This window comes from Burkholderia sp. HI2500, from assembly GCF_002223055.1.
GTDB lineage: Bacteria > Pseudomonadota > Gammaproteobacteria > Burkholderiales > Burkholderiaceae > Burkholderia.
This window is the reverse complement of the sequence record NZ_NKFL01000004.1, coordinates 471,263-484,833: the sequence shown is the minus strand read 5'-3', so window position 1 is coordinate 484,833 and position 13,571 is coordinate 471,263. Positions and strand designations below refer to the sequence as shown.

Below are 13,571 nucleotides of genomic sequence, written 5' to 3'. Positions count from 1 at the left end.
TTGATTCGACTCCTGGAACGAGGGCGACGCAGGCCGGGCCGGCGCCGGGTACGGCACGGGCTTCGCGGGCGAGCCCGTTTGCTGCACATGCAAAAACGCCCGGCCGATGAAGCGTTTCCGGCCGGGCGCCTGTCGCGCGTTACTTGACCTTCGCGGCCTTCGCGAGCGCGGCGACCGCGCTCTTCGAATCCTGCTGCGAGTTCATGAACTTCGTCACGACGTCCGTGATCGCGCCGGCGGTCGCGTCGCTCTGCGCCATCCCGTGCGCGAGCGACGGGACGAAGCCGCCCGACTTGATCGCGGTCTGCTCGTCGGCATACGACTTCTTCGCGCAGTCGTCGAACTTGTCCATCTTCACGCCGAGGCGGACCGGCACCGAACCCTTCAGCAGGCTGAACTGCTCCTGGAAGTCCGGCGTCATGATCGTCTTCGCGAGCGCGAGCTGGCCCGGCGTCGCGTTCTTCTCGCCCTTCTGCTGGAAGAACACGAACGAGTCGACGTTGAACGTGTACGAATTCGCGGTGCCCGGCACCGGCGCGCAGACGTAGTCCTTGCCCGCCTTCTTGCCGGCGTTCTCGAACTCGCCCTTCGCCCAGTCGCCCATGAACTGCATGCCGGCCTTGCCGTTGATGACCATCGCGGTCGCGAGGTTCCAGTCGCGGCCGTTACGGCCGGTGTCGAAGTAGCCCTGGATCTTGCGCACCGTGTCGAACACGGACAGCATCTGCGGCGAGGTCAGCGTCGCCTGGTCGAGGTCGACCAGCGCCTTCTTGTAGAACGCCGGACCCTGCGAGAGCACGACGTCTTCCCACAGCGTCAGGTCCTGCCACGGCTGGCCGCCCATCGCGACCGGCTGGATGCCCGCGGCCTTCAGCTTGTCGGCCACCGCGAAGAATTCAGGCCAGGTGGTCGGCACCTTCGCGCCGACCTTGTCGAGCGCGGCCTTGTTGATGTACAGCCAGTTCACGCGGTGCACCGAGAACGGCGCCGCGACGGTGTGGCCCTTGTACTTGATGATCTTGTCGATTTCCGGCGGCAGGTTCTGCTTCCAGTCGCCGGCAGCGGAATCGATGTTGACGAGCACGCCCTGGTCGGCCCAGTCCTGGATCAGCGGGCCCTTGATCTGCGCGGCCGACGGAGAATCGCCGCTGATCACCTTGGTCTTCAGCGCGGTCATCGCCGCGGCGCCGGCGCCGCCCGCGACCGCGAAGTCCTTCCACACGTAGCCCTGCTTCTGCACGTCGTCCTTCAGCACGCCGACGGCCTTCGACTCGCCGCCCGAGGTCCACCAGTGCAGCACCGTCACGTTCTCGGCTGCCTGCGCCGCCACGGCGCCGGCCATCAGACCTGCGGCGCAGAGCGCGCCCATGATCGAGCGAACTTTCATTACTTATCTCCTCCAGACTGAATCAACTCGTGAGGTTCCCTTGAGCGGGAACCGGCTTCTTGATAACGACGGGGAAATCGAGCCGCGGGACGCATGCAGCGTACGGGGCCGATGACCGGCCGGGCTCTTACAGAAAGCGTGAATCGAGATTCAACGGCGTGTCTCCTCTTGGTGTTTCTGGCCCGCCGCGGTGATGCGGCGCGAGCCCGGGGCCGACGTCGCGCGGACGATGCGCGCCGTCAATGTCCGATAACATTCGGCACAAGGCGTTCCCGAAGGCGAAGCTCGCGCAGTTCATCGACCGCACTTCTTTTTTTCTTCACCCAGGTGCTACCCCTTGCGGCGGATTGTAGTTAAACTACAATTCAGTGTCAAAAATATTTTTATCGCACTACGGATCGCTTCCGAGCACCCCAACCCGGCGGAGACACATGCATACCGATTCCAGCTTTACCTTCGTACTTTTCGGCGGCACCGGCGATCTGTCGATGCGCAAGATCCTGCCCGCGCTGTTCGAAGCGCACCGTGCGAACATGCTGGCGGAGAGCGGCCGGATCGTCGCCGTGGCGCGTCATGAATCGGATCGGGCGTCCTATCTCGAATGGGTCGACACCCACGTGAAGCCGCACGCGGCCAAGGCCGCCGGCAACGCGTTCGACGAAGCTGCGTGGAAGTCCTTCCTCGATCGCATCGAGTACGTGCACCTCGATCTCGGCCGCGCGGAAGACTACGTCGTGCTGCGCGACGCGGTGGCAGCGCTGCCCGGCATCCGCGTGTTCTATCTCGCGACGGGCCCGTCGCTGTTCGTGCCGATCTGCAAGGCGCTCGCGTCGGTCGGCCTGAGCGAAGGCTCGCGCATCGTGCTCGAGAAGCCGCTCGGCTACGACCTGAAGTCGTCGAATGCGATCAACGACGCGGTCGGCGAGATCTTTGCGGAAGGCCAGATCTACCGGATCGACCACTACCTCGGCAAGGAACCCGTTCAGAACCTGCTCGCGCTGCGCTTCGGCAATGCGCTGTTCGAGCCGCTGTGGCGCCGCGAATGGGTCGAGAGCATCCAGATCACGATCGCCGAGGAGCTCGGCGTCGAGGCACGCGGCGATTTCTACGACAATACCGGCGCGCTGCGCGACATGGTGCAGAACCACCTGCTGCAGCTGCTGTCGATCGTCGCGATGGAGCCGCCGCATTCGATGGATTCGGATTCGGTGCGCGACGAAAAGCTGCGCGTGCTGCGCGCGCTGAAGCCGGTCGATCCGCGCGACATCGGCAAGGTGGCCGTGCGCGGCCAGTATCATGCGGGCGTGATCAAGGGCGCGCAGGTGCCGGCCTACGCGACCGAACCGGGCGTGAAGCCCGACAGCCAGACCGAAACCTTCGTCGCATTGAAGGTCGAGATCGAGAACTGGCGCTGGGCCGGCGTGCCGTTCTTCCTGCGCACCGGCAAGCGGCTTGCCGATCGCGTCGCGGAGATCGTCGTCAATTTCCGCCCGGTGCCGCATTCGGCGCTCGGGCCCACCGCGCTGCGTCCCGGTTCGAACCGCCTCGTGATCCGGCTGCAGCCGAACGAGACGATCCGCCTGTACTGCCTCGCGAAGCAGCCCGGCGAAGGGATGAACCTCGCGAGCGTGCACCTCGACCTTGCGTTCGACCAGTTCTTCAAGGAAGGGCAGATGGAGGCGTACCAGCGCCTGCTGCTCGACGTGATCAACGGCCGCCTCGCCCTCTTCGTGCGACGCGACGAACAGGAAGCCGCATGGCGCTGGGTCGAGCCTATCCTGAACGAATGGGCACGCACGCTGAAGCCGCCGAAGCCGTATGCGGCGGGCACGTGGGGGCCGGCCGCGGCGAGCGCGATGCTCGCGCAGCACGACACCTGCTGGCTCGAAGAAGAGAACTGATGCAAACCGTTGCCGCGCACGCCACCGTACGCGGCAACGTGCCCCACGATTCGTACGATTTGAACAGACAAAGCAGTCCGGAGGAGATGTGATCGAGATTCACGCTTTCGACACCCAGGAAGCGCAAAGCGAAGCGCTCGCGCGCGCCGTCGGCGATGCGCTGCGCGCCGCGCTCGCCGGCCCCGCGCGCCCGACGCTCGCGGTGTCCGGCGGCACGAGCCCGCGCCCGTTCCTGCACACGCTGTCGCACGCGGCGCTCGACTGGGCCGGCGTCGACGTGACGCTGGTCGACGACCGCTGGGTGCCGGAGGACGATGCAGCCAGCAACGCGCAGCTCGTGCGCGACACGCTGCTGCAGCACGCCGCCGCTCCTGCCCGCTTCCTGCCGCTCGTCGACACGCGTGCCGCGCTCGACGCACACGTCGCCGCGCTGAACGCGAACGCCGACTACCGCGTGCCGAGCGTCGCGGTGCTCGGCATGGGCGAGGACGGCCATACCGCGTCGATCTTCGCCGATGCGCCCGAATGGGATCACGCGATCACGACGCCCGAGCGTTTCGTCGCCGTCCATCCCGGCGCCGCGCCGCATGCGCGCGTAAGCTTCTCGCTCGATGCGCTCAAGCGCGTCGACCGGCTGTTCCTGCTGATCGCGGGCGAACGCAAACGCGCGGTGCTCGACGCCGCGGCCGCATCGCTGCAGAAGAACGCGATTTCCCAACTGGCCAACGACAAGGGGACCCAGCTCGATGTCTACTGGTGCGCAAAGTAAGGCGGTCGTCGCGGGTCAGCATGCCGACGGCCCGCGCCTGCTCGCGGACGTCGGCGGCACCAACGCGCGCTTCGCGCTGGAAACCGGCCCGGGCGAGATCACGCAGATTCGCGTCTATCCCGGCGCCGACTATCCGACGATCACCGACGCGATCCGCAAGTATCTGAAGGATGTGAAGATCAGCCGCGTGAACCACGCGGCGATCGCGATCGCCAATCCCGTCGACGGCGACCAGGTCACGATGACCAACCACGACTGGAGCTTCTCGATCGAGGCGACGCGCCGTGCGCTCGGCTTCGACACGCTGCTCGTCGTCAACGATTTCACCGCGCTCGCGATGGCGCTGCCGGGCCTGACCGATGCGCAACGCGTGCAGGTCGGCGGCGGCGCGCGCCGCCAGAACAGCGTGATCGGGCTGCTCGGGCCCGGCACCGGGCTCGGCGTGTCGGGGCTGATTCCGGCCGACGACCGCTGGATCGCGCTCGGCAGCGAAGGCGGCCACGCGTCGTTCGCGCCGCAGGACGAGCGCGAGGACCTGGTGCTGCAGTATGCGCGCAAGAAGTTTCCGCACGTGTCGTTCGAACGCGTGTGTGCGGGCCCCGGCATGGAGATCATCTATCGCGCGCTCGCCGCGCGCGACAAGAAGCGCGTGGCCGCGACCGTCGACACGGTCGAGATCGTCGAGCGCGCGCATGCGGGCGACGCCCTCGCGCTCGAGACGGTCGAATGCTTCTGCGGGATTCTCGGCGCGTTCGCGGGCAGCGTCGCGCTGACGCTCGGCGCGCTCGGCGGCGTGTACATCGGCGGCGGCGTCGCGCTGAAGCTCGGCGAACTGTTCACGCGCTCGTCGTTCCGCGCGCGCTTCGAGGCGAAGGGCCGCTTCACGCACTACCTCGAGAACATCCCGACCTACCTGATCACCGCCGAATACCCGGCGTTCCTCGGCGTGTCGGCGATCCTCGCGGAGCAGTTGTCGAACCGCTCGGGCGGTGCGTCGTCGGCCGTGTTCGAACGGATCCGCCAGATGCGTGACGCGCTGACGCCGGCCGAGCGCCGCGTCGCCGATCTCGCGCTGAACCATCCGCGCTCGATCATCAACGATCCGATCGTCGACATCGCGCGCAAGGCCGACGTGAGCCAGCCGACCGTGATCCGCTTCTGCCGCTCGCTCGGCTGCCAGGGGCTGTCCGACTTCAAGCTGAAGCTCGCCACCGGCCTCACCGGCACGATCCCGATGAGCCACAGCCAGGTGCATCTCGGCGACACGGCCACCGACTTCGGCGCGAAGGTGCTCGACAACACGGTGTCCGCGATCCTGCAGTTGCGCGAGCACCTGAATTTCGAGCACGTCGAGAACGCGATCGAGATCCTGAACGGCGCACGGCGCATCGAGTTCTACGGGCTCGGCAATTCGAACATCGTCGCGCAGGACGCGCATTACAAGTTCTTCCGCTTCGGGATCCCGACGATCGCGTACGGCGACCTGTACATGCAGGCCGCATCGGCCGCGTTGCTCGGCAAGGGCGACGTGATCGTCGCGGTGTCGAAGTCGGGGCGCGCGCCCGAGCTGCTGCGCGTGCTCGACGTCGCGATGCAGGCCGGCGCGAAGGTGATCGCGATCACGTCGAGCAACACGCCGCTCGCGAAGCGCGCGACCGTCGCGCTCGAAACCGACCACATCGAGATGCGCGAATCGCAGCTGTCGATGATCTCGCGGATCCTGCATCTGCTGATGATCGACATCCTCGCGGTCGGCGTCGCGATCCGCCGTGCGTCGACGAACGGCGAACTGCCCGAGGCTGTCGCGCAGGCGAAGGCGCGCGCGAGCGACGACGAAACGGCCGACGTGCTCGACTGGCTGAGCCACGGTGCATCGCCGGCGGCGAAGGACGTCGCGCGGGATTGACGCGGCGGTAAAGGAACGTCACGGGTGAATGACACCCCGAACGCTGGACGGCTGATCCAGCGTTCGGGGTGTTTTGCATTGGGGAGCCGCGCCGAACCACGGCGGCTCGACAAGCATCCACCATGACGTCTGCCGAGAGCTGCACGTGACTTCACGTGTTCGTACGCGCTCCCATTTTCGAACACGTCCAATTGTCAGCCGTTGCCCAAGCTCCGTAACTTCCTTCACTCCGCTGATGCCGCCATCCCGGTCCGACGCGAGAAATGACGCGTTTCTCACAGAACCCCGATTGGCATCGACGGCATCACGTTCATCCAGTTTGTGGAGAGGGATATGCCTAGACCACGTTTTTCAGCCGCATGGGCAGCATGTAAAGCGCATTTACGCGCCGATAAATTCCGCGGAAAAGATTGCGCGAGCGATTGGGGCAACGTGGCACCCATATCCAGCGACGGGGCAAAGCAGAAGTGATCAAATTCCCGCCTTCGCCGGGAGGCTGCACCCGGGACGATAGGCACGGGATCGTTCTCTTCGAGGTTTCAGCCTCGTCGATAGCCTGAGAGAGGAACACTATAATGAACAATACCTATGACTTTGGTACACATCGAGATCTCACGCCGATGGAGCTGTTTTTCCTTGTCTTTATCGATGAGACATGCAAGGAGCTTGGCGTTGACGATGTAGCGGCAGTAGTTGCCATTGTGGCGGGTCAAAATTGGATGCCAACACGAGCAAAGCTCTTTGGTACCACGCCGGGTACTTCTGTTGCGTCGATATTGAGTCGCAAGTATCTGGACTACGATTTGAAGAAGAAGATCCTCCCGACGCTGACCAACGCCAGCGTTAAGCGATTGAAGTTCATTATGGTAAGAAACATTGGGGTTTTCGTTGGGCGCGCGGTTCCTGTCGTTGGCTGGGTCATTGCTGCCAACAATGTCACGATGATCAGCATCCGTTCCGTGTCGCGCTATAACGCGCTTGTTAAGCCTGAGGACAAGGTGTTCTGATGAGCCAGTTTACATGGAACGAGTTTGAGGATTTTGTGAGAAGGGTGGCTGATGTTAGTCCTAAAAAAAATCTCACAAAAGGCCATGCCGTCGAGGGTGATTTGGATATTACTGGCGACGATGCGGTCGAGTTTATGGAGAGGTTTTTCGATAAATTTCCGGTGCAAGTTGGAGATTTTGAGTTCAGTCGCTATTTCTCAGGAGAGGGCTTTAGCTTGATTGAAGTTGCGCGGATGGCTTTCTCCAGAAAACGCCGAAAAAAATATGAAAAAGTGCCATTGACTCTAGGTATGCTCTATCAGGCTATTTTAGATGGAGAGTGGAACAATCAGCGCTTGGAAAGTCTGCCGCGCTGATCGCACCTCGCCGAATAGACCGGTTTATTTTTAGGCGATGTGTTGGATCCGTGCACATCTCTGGGTGTCAGCCATGAGACAAAATCCGCTGCTCCGGTGTGTGATGTTCTGGGCATTGACGTTCGCGGCACAGTCCGGCCACGCCGCGGATACGACGTCGTCACCGCAAGCAAGCGCCCGATCCTATGCGCAGAACTACAAGGACATGATGCTCGCGGAATGTGTCGCAACCGCTTATCGGGATCAACCTTCTGCTGCGATGGACGCGGGAAGCAGCGCCAGCGCCCTGATGGACTGGACATACTTCGATCTGGAGCGGAACCCCGACGCGGGCAAATCGCTGGTCAATCGCTTTCTCGCACGGGACTATCGCAATCCGATCGTCGAATCCGAAGTCAAAGGCGTGAAGTTCGATTTTTTGAAATGCGTGGATCTGTACCACAGCAAGGAACTCAACGCCCAAGCCAAGCGGTTCGTGATCAACCCAAAGCGCAGCTACGAACTCGACAATCGCTCGTCTGACCGTTCCAAATGACGCTGACGTGAGAAGTCGAATGCATGGCCCGCATTGACTACACGCACGCCCCGACACCACGAAATTGCTGCTCCACGCGACGGGGCTGCCCGCGAGGTGTTCCGAAGCAAACCGCGGCCCGGCGCGTTCGCGCATCCACGGCCCCCTCGCCCACCTGTCCCGCCCCGCGGCTCAAGCGCCCGCTTTCACCGGCCGGCCATGCCAGCGCAGGACCAGATAACGCCCGGCGAAACACAGCACGCCCGACACACCGATCGTCACGCCCATCGCGAACGGCGTGCCGTCCGCGAGTGCGCCGATCGCGACGCTCGCGAGCGCGCCGAGCGCCAGCTGCATCGCGCCGAACACGGCCGCCGACGCGCCCGCGTTGTGCGGATAGCGATGCATGAGGTCGGTCGTGCAGTTCGCGGACAGGATCCCGACCACGCCGACGACGAAGAACAGGCACACGACGATCGACCACAGCCCGCCCCACCCCGTCAGCGCGACGAGCGCGACCGCGAGCGACGCGACGCAGCTCACGAGCGACGCGGCCGCGATGATGCGCAGCGAGCCGAGGCGGCCGACGAGCCGCGTGTTCGTGAAGTTGCCGATCATGATGCCGACGACGTTCAGGCCGAACAGCAGCCCGTAGTGCTGCGGCGACACGTGGAAATACTCGATGTACACGAACGGCGTGGCGGTGATGTACGAGAACATCGACGCGAACGCCATCCCGCCGCACAGCATGTGCCCCCAGGCAACGGGATCGGACAGGATGCGCCCGTACGACGCAAACGACGCGAGCACGGCCGCGCTCTTGCGCCGCTCCTTCGGCCAGGTTTCGGGCACGCGCAGGTACGCGGTCGCCGCGCATACCGCGCCGAACACGGCCAGCACGACGAACACGCCGCGCCAGCCGGAGAAACGCAGGATCTGCCCGCCGATCAGCGGCGCGAGCAACGGCCCGACCGCGGTGACGATCGCCACCATCGACAGCACCTTCGCCGCGTCGGTCGGCTCGTGCGCGTCGCGCGCGATCGCACGCGACAGCACCGACGCCGCGCCGGCGCCGAGCGCCTGCAGGAAGCGCACGAGGATCAGCATGTCGATCGACGTCGACACGAAGCAGCCGATGCTGGCGAGCGTGAACAGCGCGATGCCGCCGAGCAGCACGGGGCGGCGGCCCCACGTGTCGGACAGCGGGCCGTACAGCAGCATGCCGACCGAGAAGCCGGCCATGAAGCTCGTCAGCGTGCGCTGCGCGGCGCCGGGGCTGACGGAGAAGCCGGCGGCGATCGACGGCAGGCTCGGCAGGTACATGTCGGTAGCGATCGGCCCGCAAGCGGCGAGCGCGCCGAGCAACAGGATCAGCCGGGCATCGGGCCGGCGTCGGATGACGTGAGACATGGGTATCCGGAATGGAGCCCGCGCGCATCGGGGCGCGCGTGGCGGTGAAGACGGGAGGCCGCGCCGCGAACGGCGCGCCCAGGCCCATGATTGTACGCGCAACTTTTTTGCGTGCTGGCGGCCGCGTGCGCGGCTGCCGGGAATACACCGGCGCGACGCCCGCCGCGCGGGATCGAGCACCGGGATTCGATTAAGCTTGCAGCGTCCCGCCCCTCTTGTCTGACCAATTCGACTCACGACCGAACCGATGACCGCTTTCCTGCTGATCTGGAGCCCCAAGAAATGGCCGTGGCCCGAACTGCCCGACATCGCCGCGCGCGTGAAGGCCGGCGAGGCCGTGCATGACGTGTGGGGCTGCGGGTTCGCGCGCGGCATCCTGCCGGGCGACCGCGTGTTCCTGCATCGCGTCGCGAAGGAGCCCAAGGGCGTGTTCGGCTCCGGCTACGTGACGCGCGCGCCATACGAGGTGCCCGATCCGTCGACGAAGCGCGGCTACCGGCTGTGCATCGACTTCGTATACGACTGGCTGGTCGACGCGCACCAGGACGTCGTGATCGCGCGCGACGCGCTGCGCGTCCATCCGTATTCGGTGCAGACCTGGGATGCCCAGAGCTCCGGCACGGTGATCAAGCCGATGGTCGAAGGCCCGCTCGAGAAGCGCTGGGCCGAGCTGACCGGCAAGCGCAAGCCGCCGCCGTTGCCGGATCGATAACGGGGCCGAATCACCCACGCTTTCTCCCCGGCCCGCGCGATCCCTCGCGCGCCGATACGCCGCAGACCGTGCCGCGGGCCCGCCGCGCGCGTCTCCGGTACAATCAGACGATCGTTCCGCCCAGGCGCCGCGGCCCGTGCACAGGCCCCCGCGCCCTTCTCTCGCAGGTTTCGCTCATGTCCAACAATCAGATCCTCTTCGAACGCGCCCAGAAGACCATTCCCGGCGGCGTCAACTCGCCGGTGCGCGCCTTCCGTTCGGTCGGCGGCACGCCGCGCTTCGTCGCGCGCGCACAAGGCCCGTATTTCTGGGATGCCGACGGCAAGCAGTACATCGACTACATCGGCTCGTGGGGCCCGATGATCGTCGGTCACGTCCATCCGGAAGTGCTGTCGGCCGTGCAGAACGTGCTCGCCGACGGCTTCTCGTTCGGCGCGCCGACCGAAGCCGAGATCGAGATCGCCGAGGAAATCTGCAAGCTCGTGCCGTCGATCGAGCAGGTGCGGATGGTGTCGAGCGGCACCGAGGCCACGATGAGCGCGCTGCGTCTCGCGCGCGGCTTCACGGGCCGCAGCCGCATCGTCAAGTTCGAGGGCTGCTACCACGGCCACGCGGACAGCCTGCTGGTCAAGGCCGGCTCGGGCCTGCTGACGTTCGGCAACCCGACGTCGGCCGGCGTGCCCGCCGACATCGCGAAGCACACGACCGTTCTCGAATACAACAACGTCGCCGCGCTCGAAGAAGCGTTCGGCGCGTTCGGCGACGAGATCGCCGCCGTGATCGTCGAACCGGTCGCGGGCAACATGAACCTCGTGCGCGGCACGCCGGAATTCCTGAACGCGCTGCGCGCACTGTGCACGAAGCACGGCGCCGTGCTGATCTTCGACGAAGTGATGTGCGGGTTCCGCGTCGCGCTCGGCGGCGCGCAGGCTTACTACGGGATCACGGCCGACCTCACCTGCCTCGGCAAGGTGATCGGCGGCGGGATGCCGGCTGCCGCGTTCGGCGGCCGCCGCGACATCATGGCCCACCTCGCGCCGCTCGGCGGCGTCTACCAGGCCGGCACGCTGTCGGGCAATCCGATCGCGGTCGCCGCGGGCCTGAAGACGCTGCAGCTGATCCAGGCGCCTGGCTTCTACGACGCGCTCACCGCGCAGACCAAGCGCCTCGCCGACGGCCTCGCGGCCGAAGCGCGTGCGGCCGGCGTGCCGTTCGCGGCCGACTCGATCGGTGCGATGTTCGGCCTCTACTTCGCCGAACGCGTGCCGACCAGCTTCGCCGAAGTGACGAAGAGCGACACCGAGCGCTTCAACCGCTTCTTCCACCTGATGCTCGACGAAGGCGTGTACTTCGCGCCGTCGGCGTACGAAGCCGGCTTCGTGTCGAGCACGCACGACGACGCGGTGATCGACGCGACGCTCGCGGCCGCGCGCCGCGCATTCGCGGCACTCGCTGCCTGACCCGGGGCCGCGCGCATGTTCTCGGATATCGATTTCGCCCACATGCAGCGCGCGCTCGCGCTCGCCGCGCGCGGCATGTATACGACGGCGCCGAACCCGCGTGTCGGCTGCGTGATCGTCAAGGACGGCGACGTGATCGGCGAAGGCTTCACGCAGCCGGCCGGCCAGGATCACGCGGAAGTGCAGGCGCTGAAAGATGCACGCGCACGCGGCTACGACGTCGCCGGTTCGACCGTCTACGTCACGCTCGAGCCGTGCAGCCACTTCGGCCGCACGCCGCCGTGCGCGAACGCGCTGATTGAAGCGCGCGTCGCGAAGGTCGTCGCCGCGATGGAAGACCCGAACCCGCAGGTGTCGGGGCGCGGTCTCGGCATGCTGCGCGACGCGGGCATCGACGTGCGCTGCGGGCTGCTCGCGCACGAAGCGGGTGAACTGAACGTCGGCTTCGTGTCGCGGATGACGCGCGGCCGCCCGTGGGTGCGGATGAAGACCGCCGCGTCACTCGACGGCCGCACTGCGCTGCCGTCCGGCGAAAGCCAGTGGATCACCGGCGAGGCCGCGCGCCTCGACGGCCACGCATGGCGTGCGCGCGCCTGCGCGATCCTCACCGGCATCGGCACCGTGCGTGAAGACAACCCGCTGCTGACCGTGCGCGGCATCGACACGCCGCGCCAGCCGCAGCGCATCCTGGTGGACAGCCGCCTCGACCTGCCGCTCGACGCGCGGCTGCTCGAAGGCGCGCCGCTGCTGATCTTCTGCGGCCGGCTCGACGCCGCCGGCGAAGTGCGCGCGAACGTGCTGAAGTCCCGTGGCGCGGAAATCGTGCCGATCGCGAATGCGCAAGGCAAGGTCGACCTGCCCGCGATGCTGGCGGCGCTCGGCGCGCGCGGCGTCAACGAGCTGCACGTCGAGGCCGGTCACAAGCTCAATGGCTCGCTGCTGCGCGAGCAGTGCGTCGACGAATTGCTCGTCTACCTCGCGCCGAGCCTGCTGGGCGCCGATGCGGCCGGCATGTTCGACCTCGCCGCGCCGGCGAACCTCGACGCGCGTACGCGACTGTCGTTCCACGGGTTCGAGCGGGTCGGCGACGACCTGCGGATCCTCGCGCGCTTCGCGCCGCCCGACGCCGCGCACTGAACGGGATCGTCACGATGTTTGCCGGCGTTGTCGCGGCAAGATCAATCTCGAAGTCGACATGATCGCGCGGTATGTGGAGCGGATGCTCTCGTCTTCGCAAGGCGTGCGTCAGGACTGATCGTCAGCCACGGACGGGCGATTCGGCCCGTCGTGGCCGGGGCGCCGCCCTCGCGCCACCTCGTTCGGTCGGCCGCCCGTCGAACCCGCCGCGCGATACATGTTGCCCATCGCGTCGGGACGACGCGGATTGCTCCCGCCCCATTTCGCGCCGCGCCGCCGTCGCCGGTCGAAGCCACGACGCGTGCGCTCGACGCTCGCCCACCTGCCCCGACAGCTGGCCGAATGGCCAACGACGCGCACGGGTCATGCCGCCGCGCTAAGATGCGTCGACAGCGGTTCCGGCGCCGCAACGCACGGTGCGGCCGCGTATTGGTCACCCTCTTCCTCAAGGAGTCGTCCCCATGTCCATTTCGATGTATCAGGCCTCGGTGCCTGTCCTGATTCGTGGCCTGACCAATCTTCAGCACATTCTCGGCAAGGCGCAGGCGCATGCGGCCGAAAAGCAGATCGATCCGTCGGTGTTCGTCGGCGCCCGCCTGTACCCGGACATGCTGCCGCTCGTCCGCCAGGTCTACATCGCGACCGACACGGCCAAGGGCTGCGCCGCGCGCCTCGCCGATGTCGAAATCCCGAGCTACCCGGACGTCGAGCAGACCTTCGACGAACTGCACGCCCGTATCCAGAAGACGATCGACTACCTGAAAAGCTTCGACGCCGCGCAGATCGACGGCAGCGAGGCGCGCCCGATCGTGCTGAAGATGCGCGTCGGCCCGATCGAGTTCACCGGCCAGTCGTACCTGCTGAACTTCGTGCTGCCCAACTTCTTCTTCCACGTGACGACCGCGTACGACATCCTGCGCCACAGCGGCGTCGAGCTCGGCAAGCTCGACTACCTGGGCGGGCGCGACCAGCACGCGTGACGCGCGGCCGGGAAAAACCCTGCCCGCCACCG

Annotated in this window: 12 protein-coding genes and 1 pseudogene; 11 read left to right on the top strand and 2 right to left on the bottom strand. The window is 66.1% G+C overall.

The window, feature by feature from the left end; translation table 11 throughout:
- Nucleotides 1-139 precede the first annotated feature (139 nt).
- Nucleotides 140-1,387 carry an ABC transporter substrate-binding protein gene (locus CFB45_RS04765; protein ID WP_069247370.1) on the bottom strand — a complete coding sequence of 416 codons (1,248 nt, stop codon included), beginning with the start codon at nt 1,385-1,387 and terminating at the stop codon, nt 140-142.
- A 431-nt stretch (nt 1,388-1,818) separates the two neighbouring features.
- On the opposite strand from CFB45_RS04765, the gene zwf reads away from it, so the two are divergent.
- The 6 genes from zwf (at nt 1,819) to CFB45_RS04735 (ending at nt 7,861) form a co-directional block, all read left to right on the top strand.
- The gene (gene zwf, locus CFB45_RS04760) at nt 1,819-3,288 is read left to right on the top strand and encodes a glucose-6-phosphate dehydrogenase (protein WP_089424725.1); all 1,470 of its coding nucleotides are present in this window, start codon (nt 1,819-1,821) and stop codon (nt 3,286-3,288) included.
- Between the two features lie 88 nt (nt 3,289-3,376).
- Nucleotides 3,377-4,057 (top strand): 6-phosphogluconolactonase, encoded by a 681-nt coding sequence (gene pgl, locus CFB45_RS04755; RefSeq protein ID WP_089424724.1) that lies wholly within the window; start codon nt 3,377-3,379, stop codon nt 4,055-4,057.
- Entirely contained in the window at nt 4,035-5,963 is a 1,929-nt protein-coding gene (locus CFB45_RS04750; RefSeq protein WP_006476653.1) for a bifunctional transcriptional regulator/glucokinase, read from the top strand. The genes pgl and CFB45_RS04750 overlap by 23 nt, the downstream gene beginning before the upstream one ends.
- Nucleotides 5,964-6,538: 575 nt before the next feature.
- A complete protein-coding gene (locus CFB45_RS04745; protein ID WP_089424723.1) occupies nt 6,539-6,970 on the top strand; it encodes an STM2901 family protein in 432 nt (143 codons plus the stop codon).
- On the top strand, nt 6,970-7,326 hold the full coding sequence (locus CFB45_RS04740; RefSeq protein WP_089424722.1) for a DUF1493 family protein: 357 nt from the start codon (nt 6,970-6,972) through the stop codon (nt 7,324-7,326). Before CFB45_RS04745 ends, CFB45_RS04740 begins: the two co-directional genes overlap by 1 nt.
- Nucleotides 7,327-7,399: 73 nt before the next feature.
- The gene (locus tag CFB45_RS04735; protein ID WP_089424721.1) at nt 7,400-7,861 is read left to right on the top strand and encodes a type VI secretion system amidase immunity protein Tai4; all 462 of its coding nucleotides are present in this window, start codon (nt 7,400-7,402) and stop codon (nt 7,859-7,861) included.
- 171 nt (nt 7,862-8,032) lie between these two features.
- Here the strand turns inward: CFB45_RS04735 and CFB45_RS04730 are convergent, their stop codons facing one another.
- Nucleotides 8,033-9,250, bottom strand: a complete 1,218-nt coding sequence (locus CFB45_RS04730) for a Bcr/CflA family multidrug efflux MFS transporter (RefSeq protein ID WP_089424720.1) — start codon at nt 9,248-9,250, stop codon at nt 8,033-8,035.
- A gap of 247 nt (nt 9,251-9,497) precedes the next feature.
- Here CFB45_RS04730 and CFB45_RS04725 point away from each other — a divergent pair, with 247 nt between their 5' ends.
- The 5 genes and pseudogenes from CFB45_RS04725 (at nt 9,498) to CFB45_RS04710 (ending at nt 13,539) form a co-directional block, all read left to right on the top strand.
- Entirely contained in the window at nt 9,498-9,962 is a 465-nt protein-coding gene (locus CFB45_RS04725) for a hypothetical protein (protein ID WP_089424719.1), read from the top strand.
- Between the two features lie 176 nt (nt 9,963-10,138).
- A complete protein-coding gene (gene hemL / locus CFB45_RS04720) occupies nt 10,139-11,422 on the top strand; it encodes a glutamate-1-semialdehyde 2,1-aminomutase (protein WP_014897811.1) in 1,284 nt (427 codons plus the stop codon).
- 15 nt (nt 11,423-11,437) lie between these two features.
- Nucleotides 11,438-12,559 carry a bifunctional diaminohydroxyphosphoribosylaminopyrimidine deaminase/5-amino-6-(5-phosphoribosylamino)uracil reductase RibD gene (gene ribD, locus CFB45_RS04715; protein ID WP_089424718.1) on the top strand — a complete coding sequence of 374 codons (1,122 nt, stop codon included), beginning with the start codon at nt 11,438-11,440 and terminating at the stop codon, nt 12,557-12,559.
- Between the two features lie 37 nt (nt 12,560-12,596).
- Nucleotides 12,597-12,677: pseudogene (locus CFB45_RS39340) on the top strand (riboflavin synthase); the annotation flags it as partial.
- Nucleotides 12,678-13,020: 343 nt separating this feature from the next.
- On the top strand, nt 13,021-13,539 hold the full coding sequence (locus CFB45_RS04710) for a DUF1993 domain-containing protein (RefSeq protein WP_089424717.1): 519 nt from the start codon (nt 13,021-13,023) through the stop codon (nt 13,537-13,539).
- Nucleotides 13,540-13,571 lie beyond the last annotated feature (32 nt).

Excerpts from the sequence above, each read along its gene's own strand:
- CFB45_RS04750 (WP_006476653.1), top strand. The coding sequence starts at position 4,035 with ATGTCTACTGGTGCGCAAAGTAAGGCGGTCGTCGCGGGTCAGCATGCC.
- CFB45_RS04735 (WP_089424721.1), top strand. The coding sequence starts at position 7,400 with ATGAGACAAAATCCGCTGCTCCGGTGTGTGATGTTCTGGGCATTGACG.
- CFB45_RS04740 (WP_089424722.1), top strand. The coding sequence starts at position 6,970 with ATGAGCCAGTTTACATGGAACGAGTTTGAGGATTTTGTGAGAAGGGTG.
- zwf (WP_089424725.1), top strand. The coding sequence starts at position 1,819 with ATGCATACCGATTCCAGCTTTACCTTCGTACTTTTCGGCGGCACCGGC.
- ribD (WP_089424718.1), top strand. The coding sequence starts at position 11,438 with ATGTTCTCGGATATCGATTTCGCCCACATGCAGCGCGCGCTCGCGCTC.
- CFB45_RS04745 (WP_089424723.1), top strand. The coding sequence starts at position 6,539 with ATGAACAATACCTATGACTTTGGTACACATCGAGATCTCACGCCGATG.
- CFB45_RS04725 (WP_089424719.1), top strand. The coding sequence starts at position 9,498 with ATGACCGCTTTCCTGCTGATCTGGAGCCCCAAGAAATGGCCGTGGCCC.
- hemL (WP_014897811.1), top strand. The coding sequence starts at position 10,139 with ATGTCCAACAATCAGATCCTCTTCGAACGCGCCCAGAAGACCATTCCC.
- CFB45_RS04710 (WP_089424717.1), top strand. The coding sequence starts at position 13,021 with ATGTCCATTTCGATGTATCAGGCCTCGGTGCCTGTCCTGATTCGTGGC.
- CFB45_RS04765 (WP_069247370.1), bottom strand. The coding sequence starts at position 1,387 with ATGAAAGTTCGCTCGATCATGGGCGCGCTCTGCGCCGCAGGTCTGATG.
- CFB45_RS04730 (WP_089424720.1), bottom strand. The coding sequence starts at position 9,250 with ATGTCTCACGTCATCCGACGCCGGCCCGATGCCCGGCTGATCCTGTTG.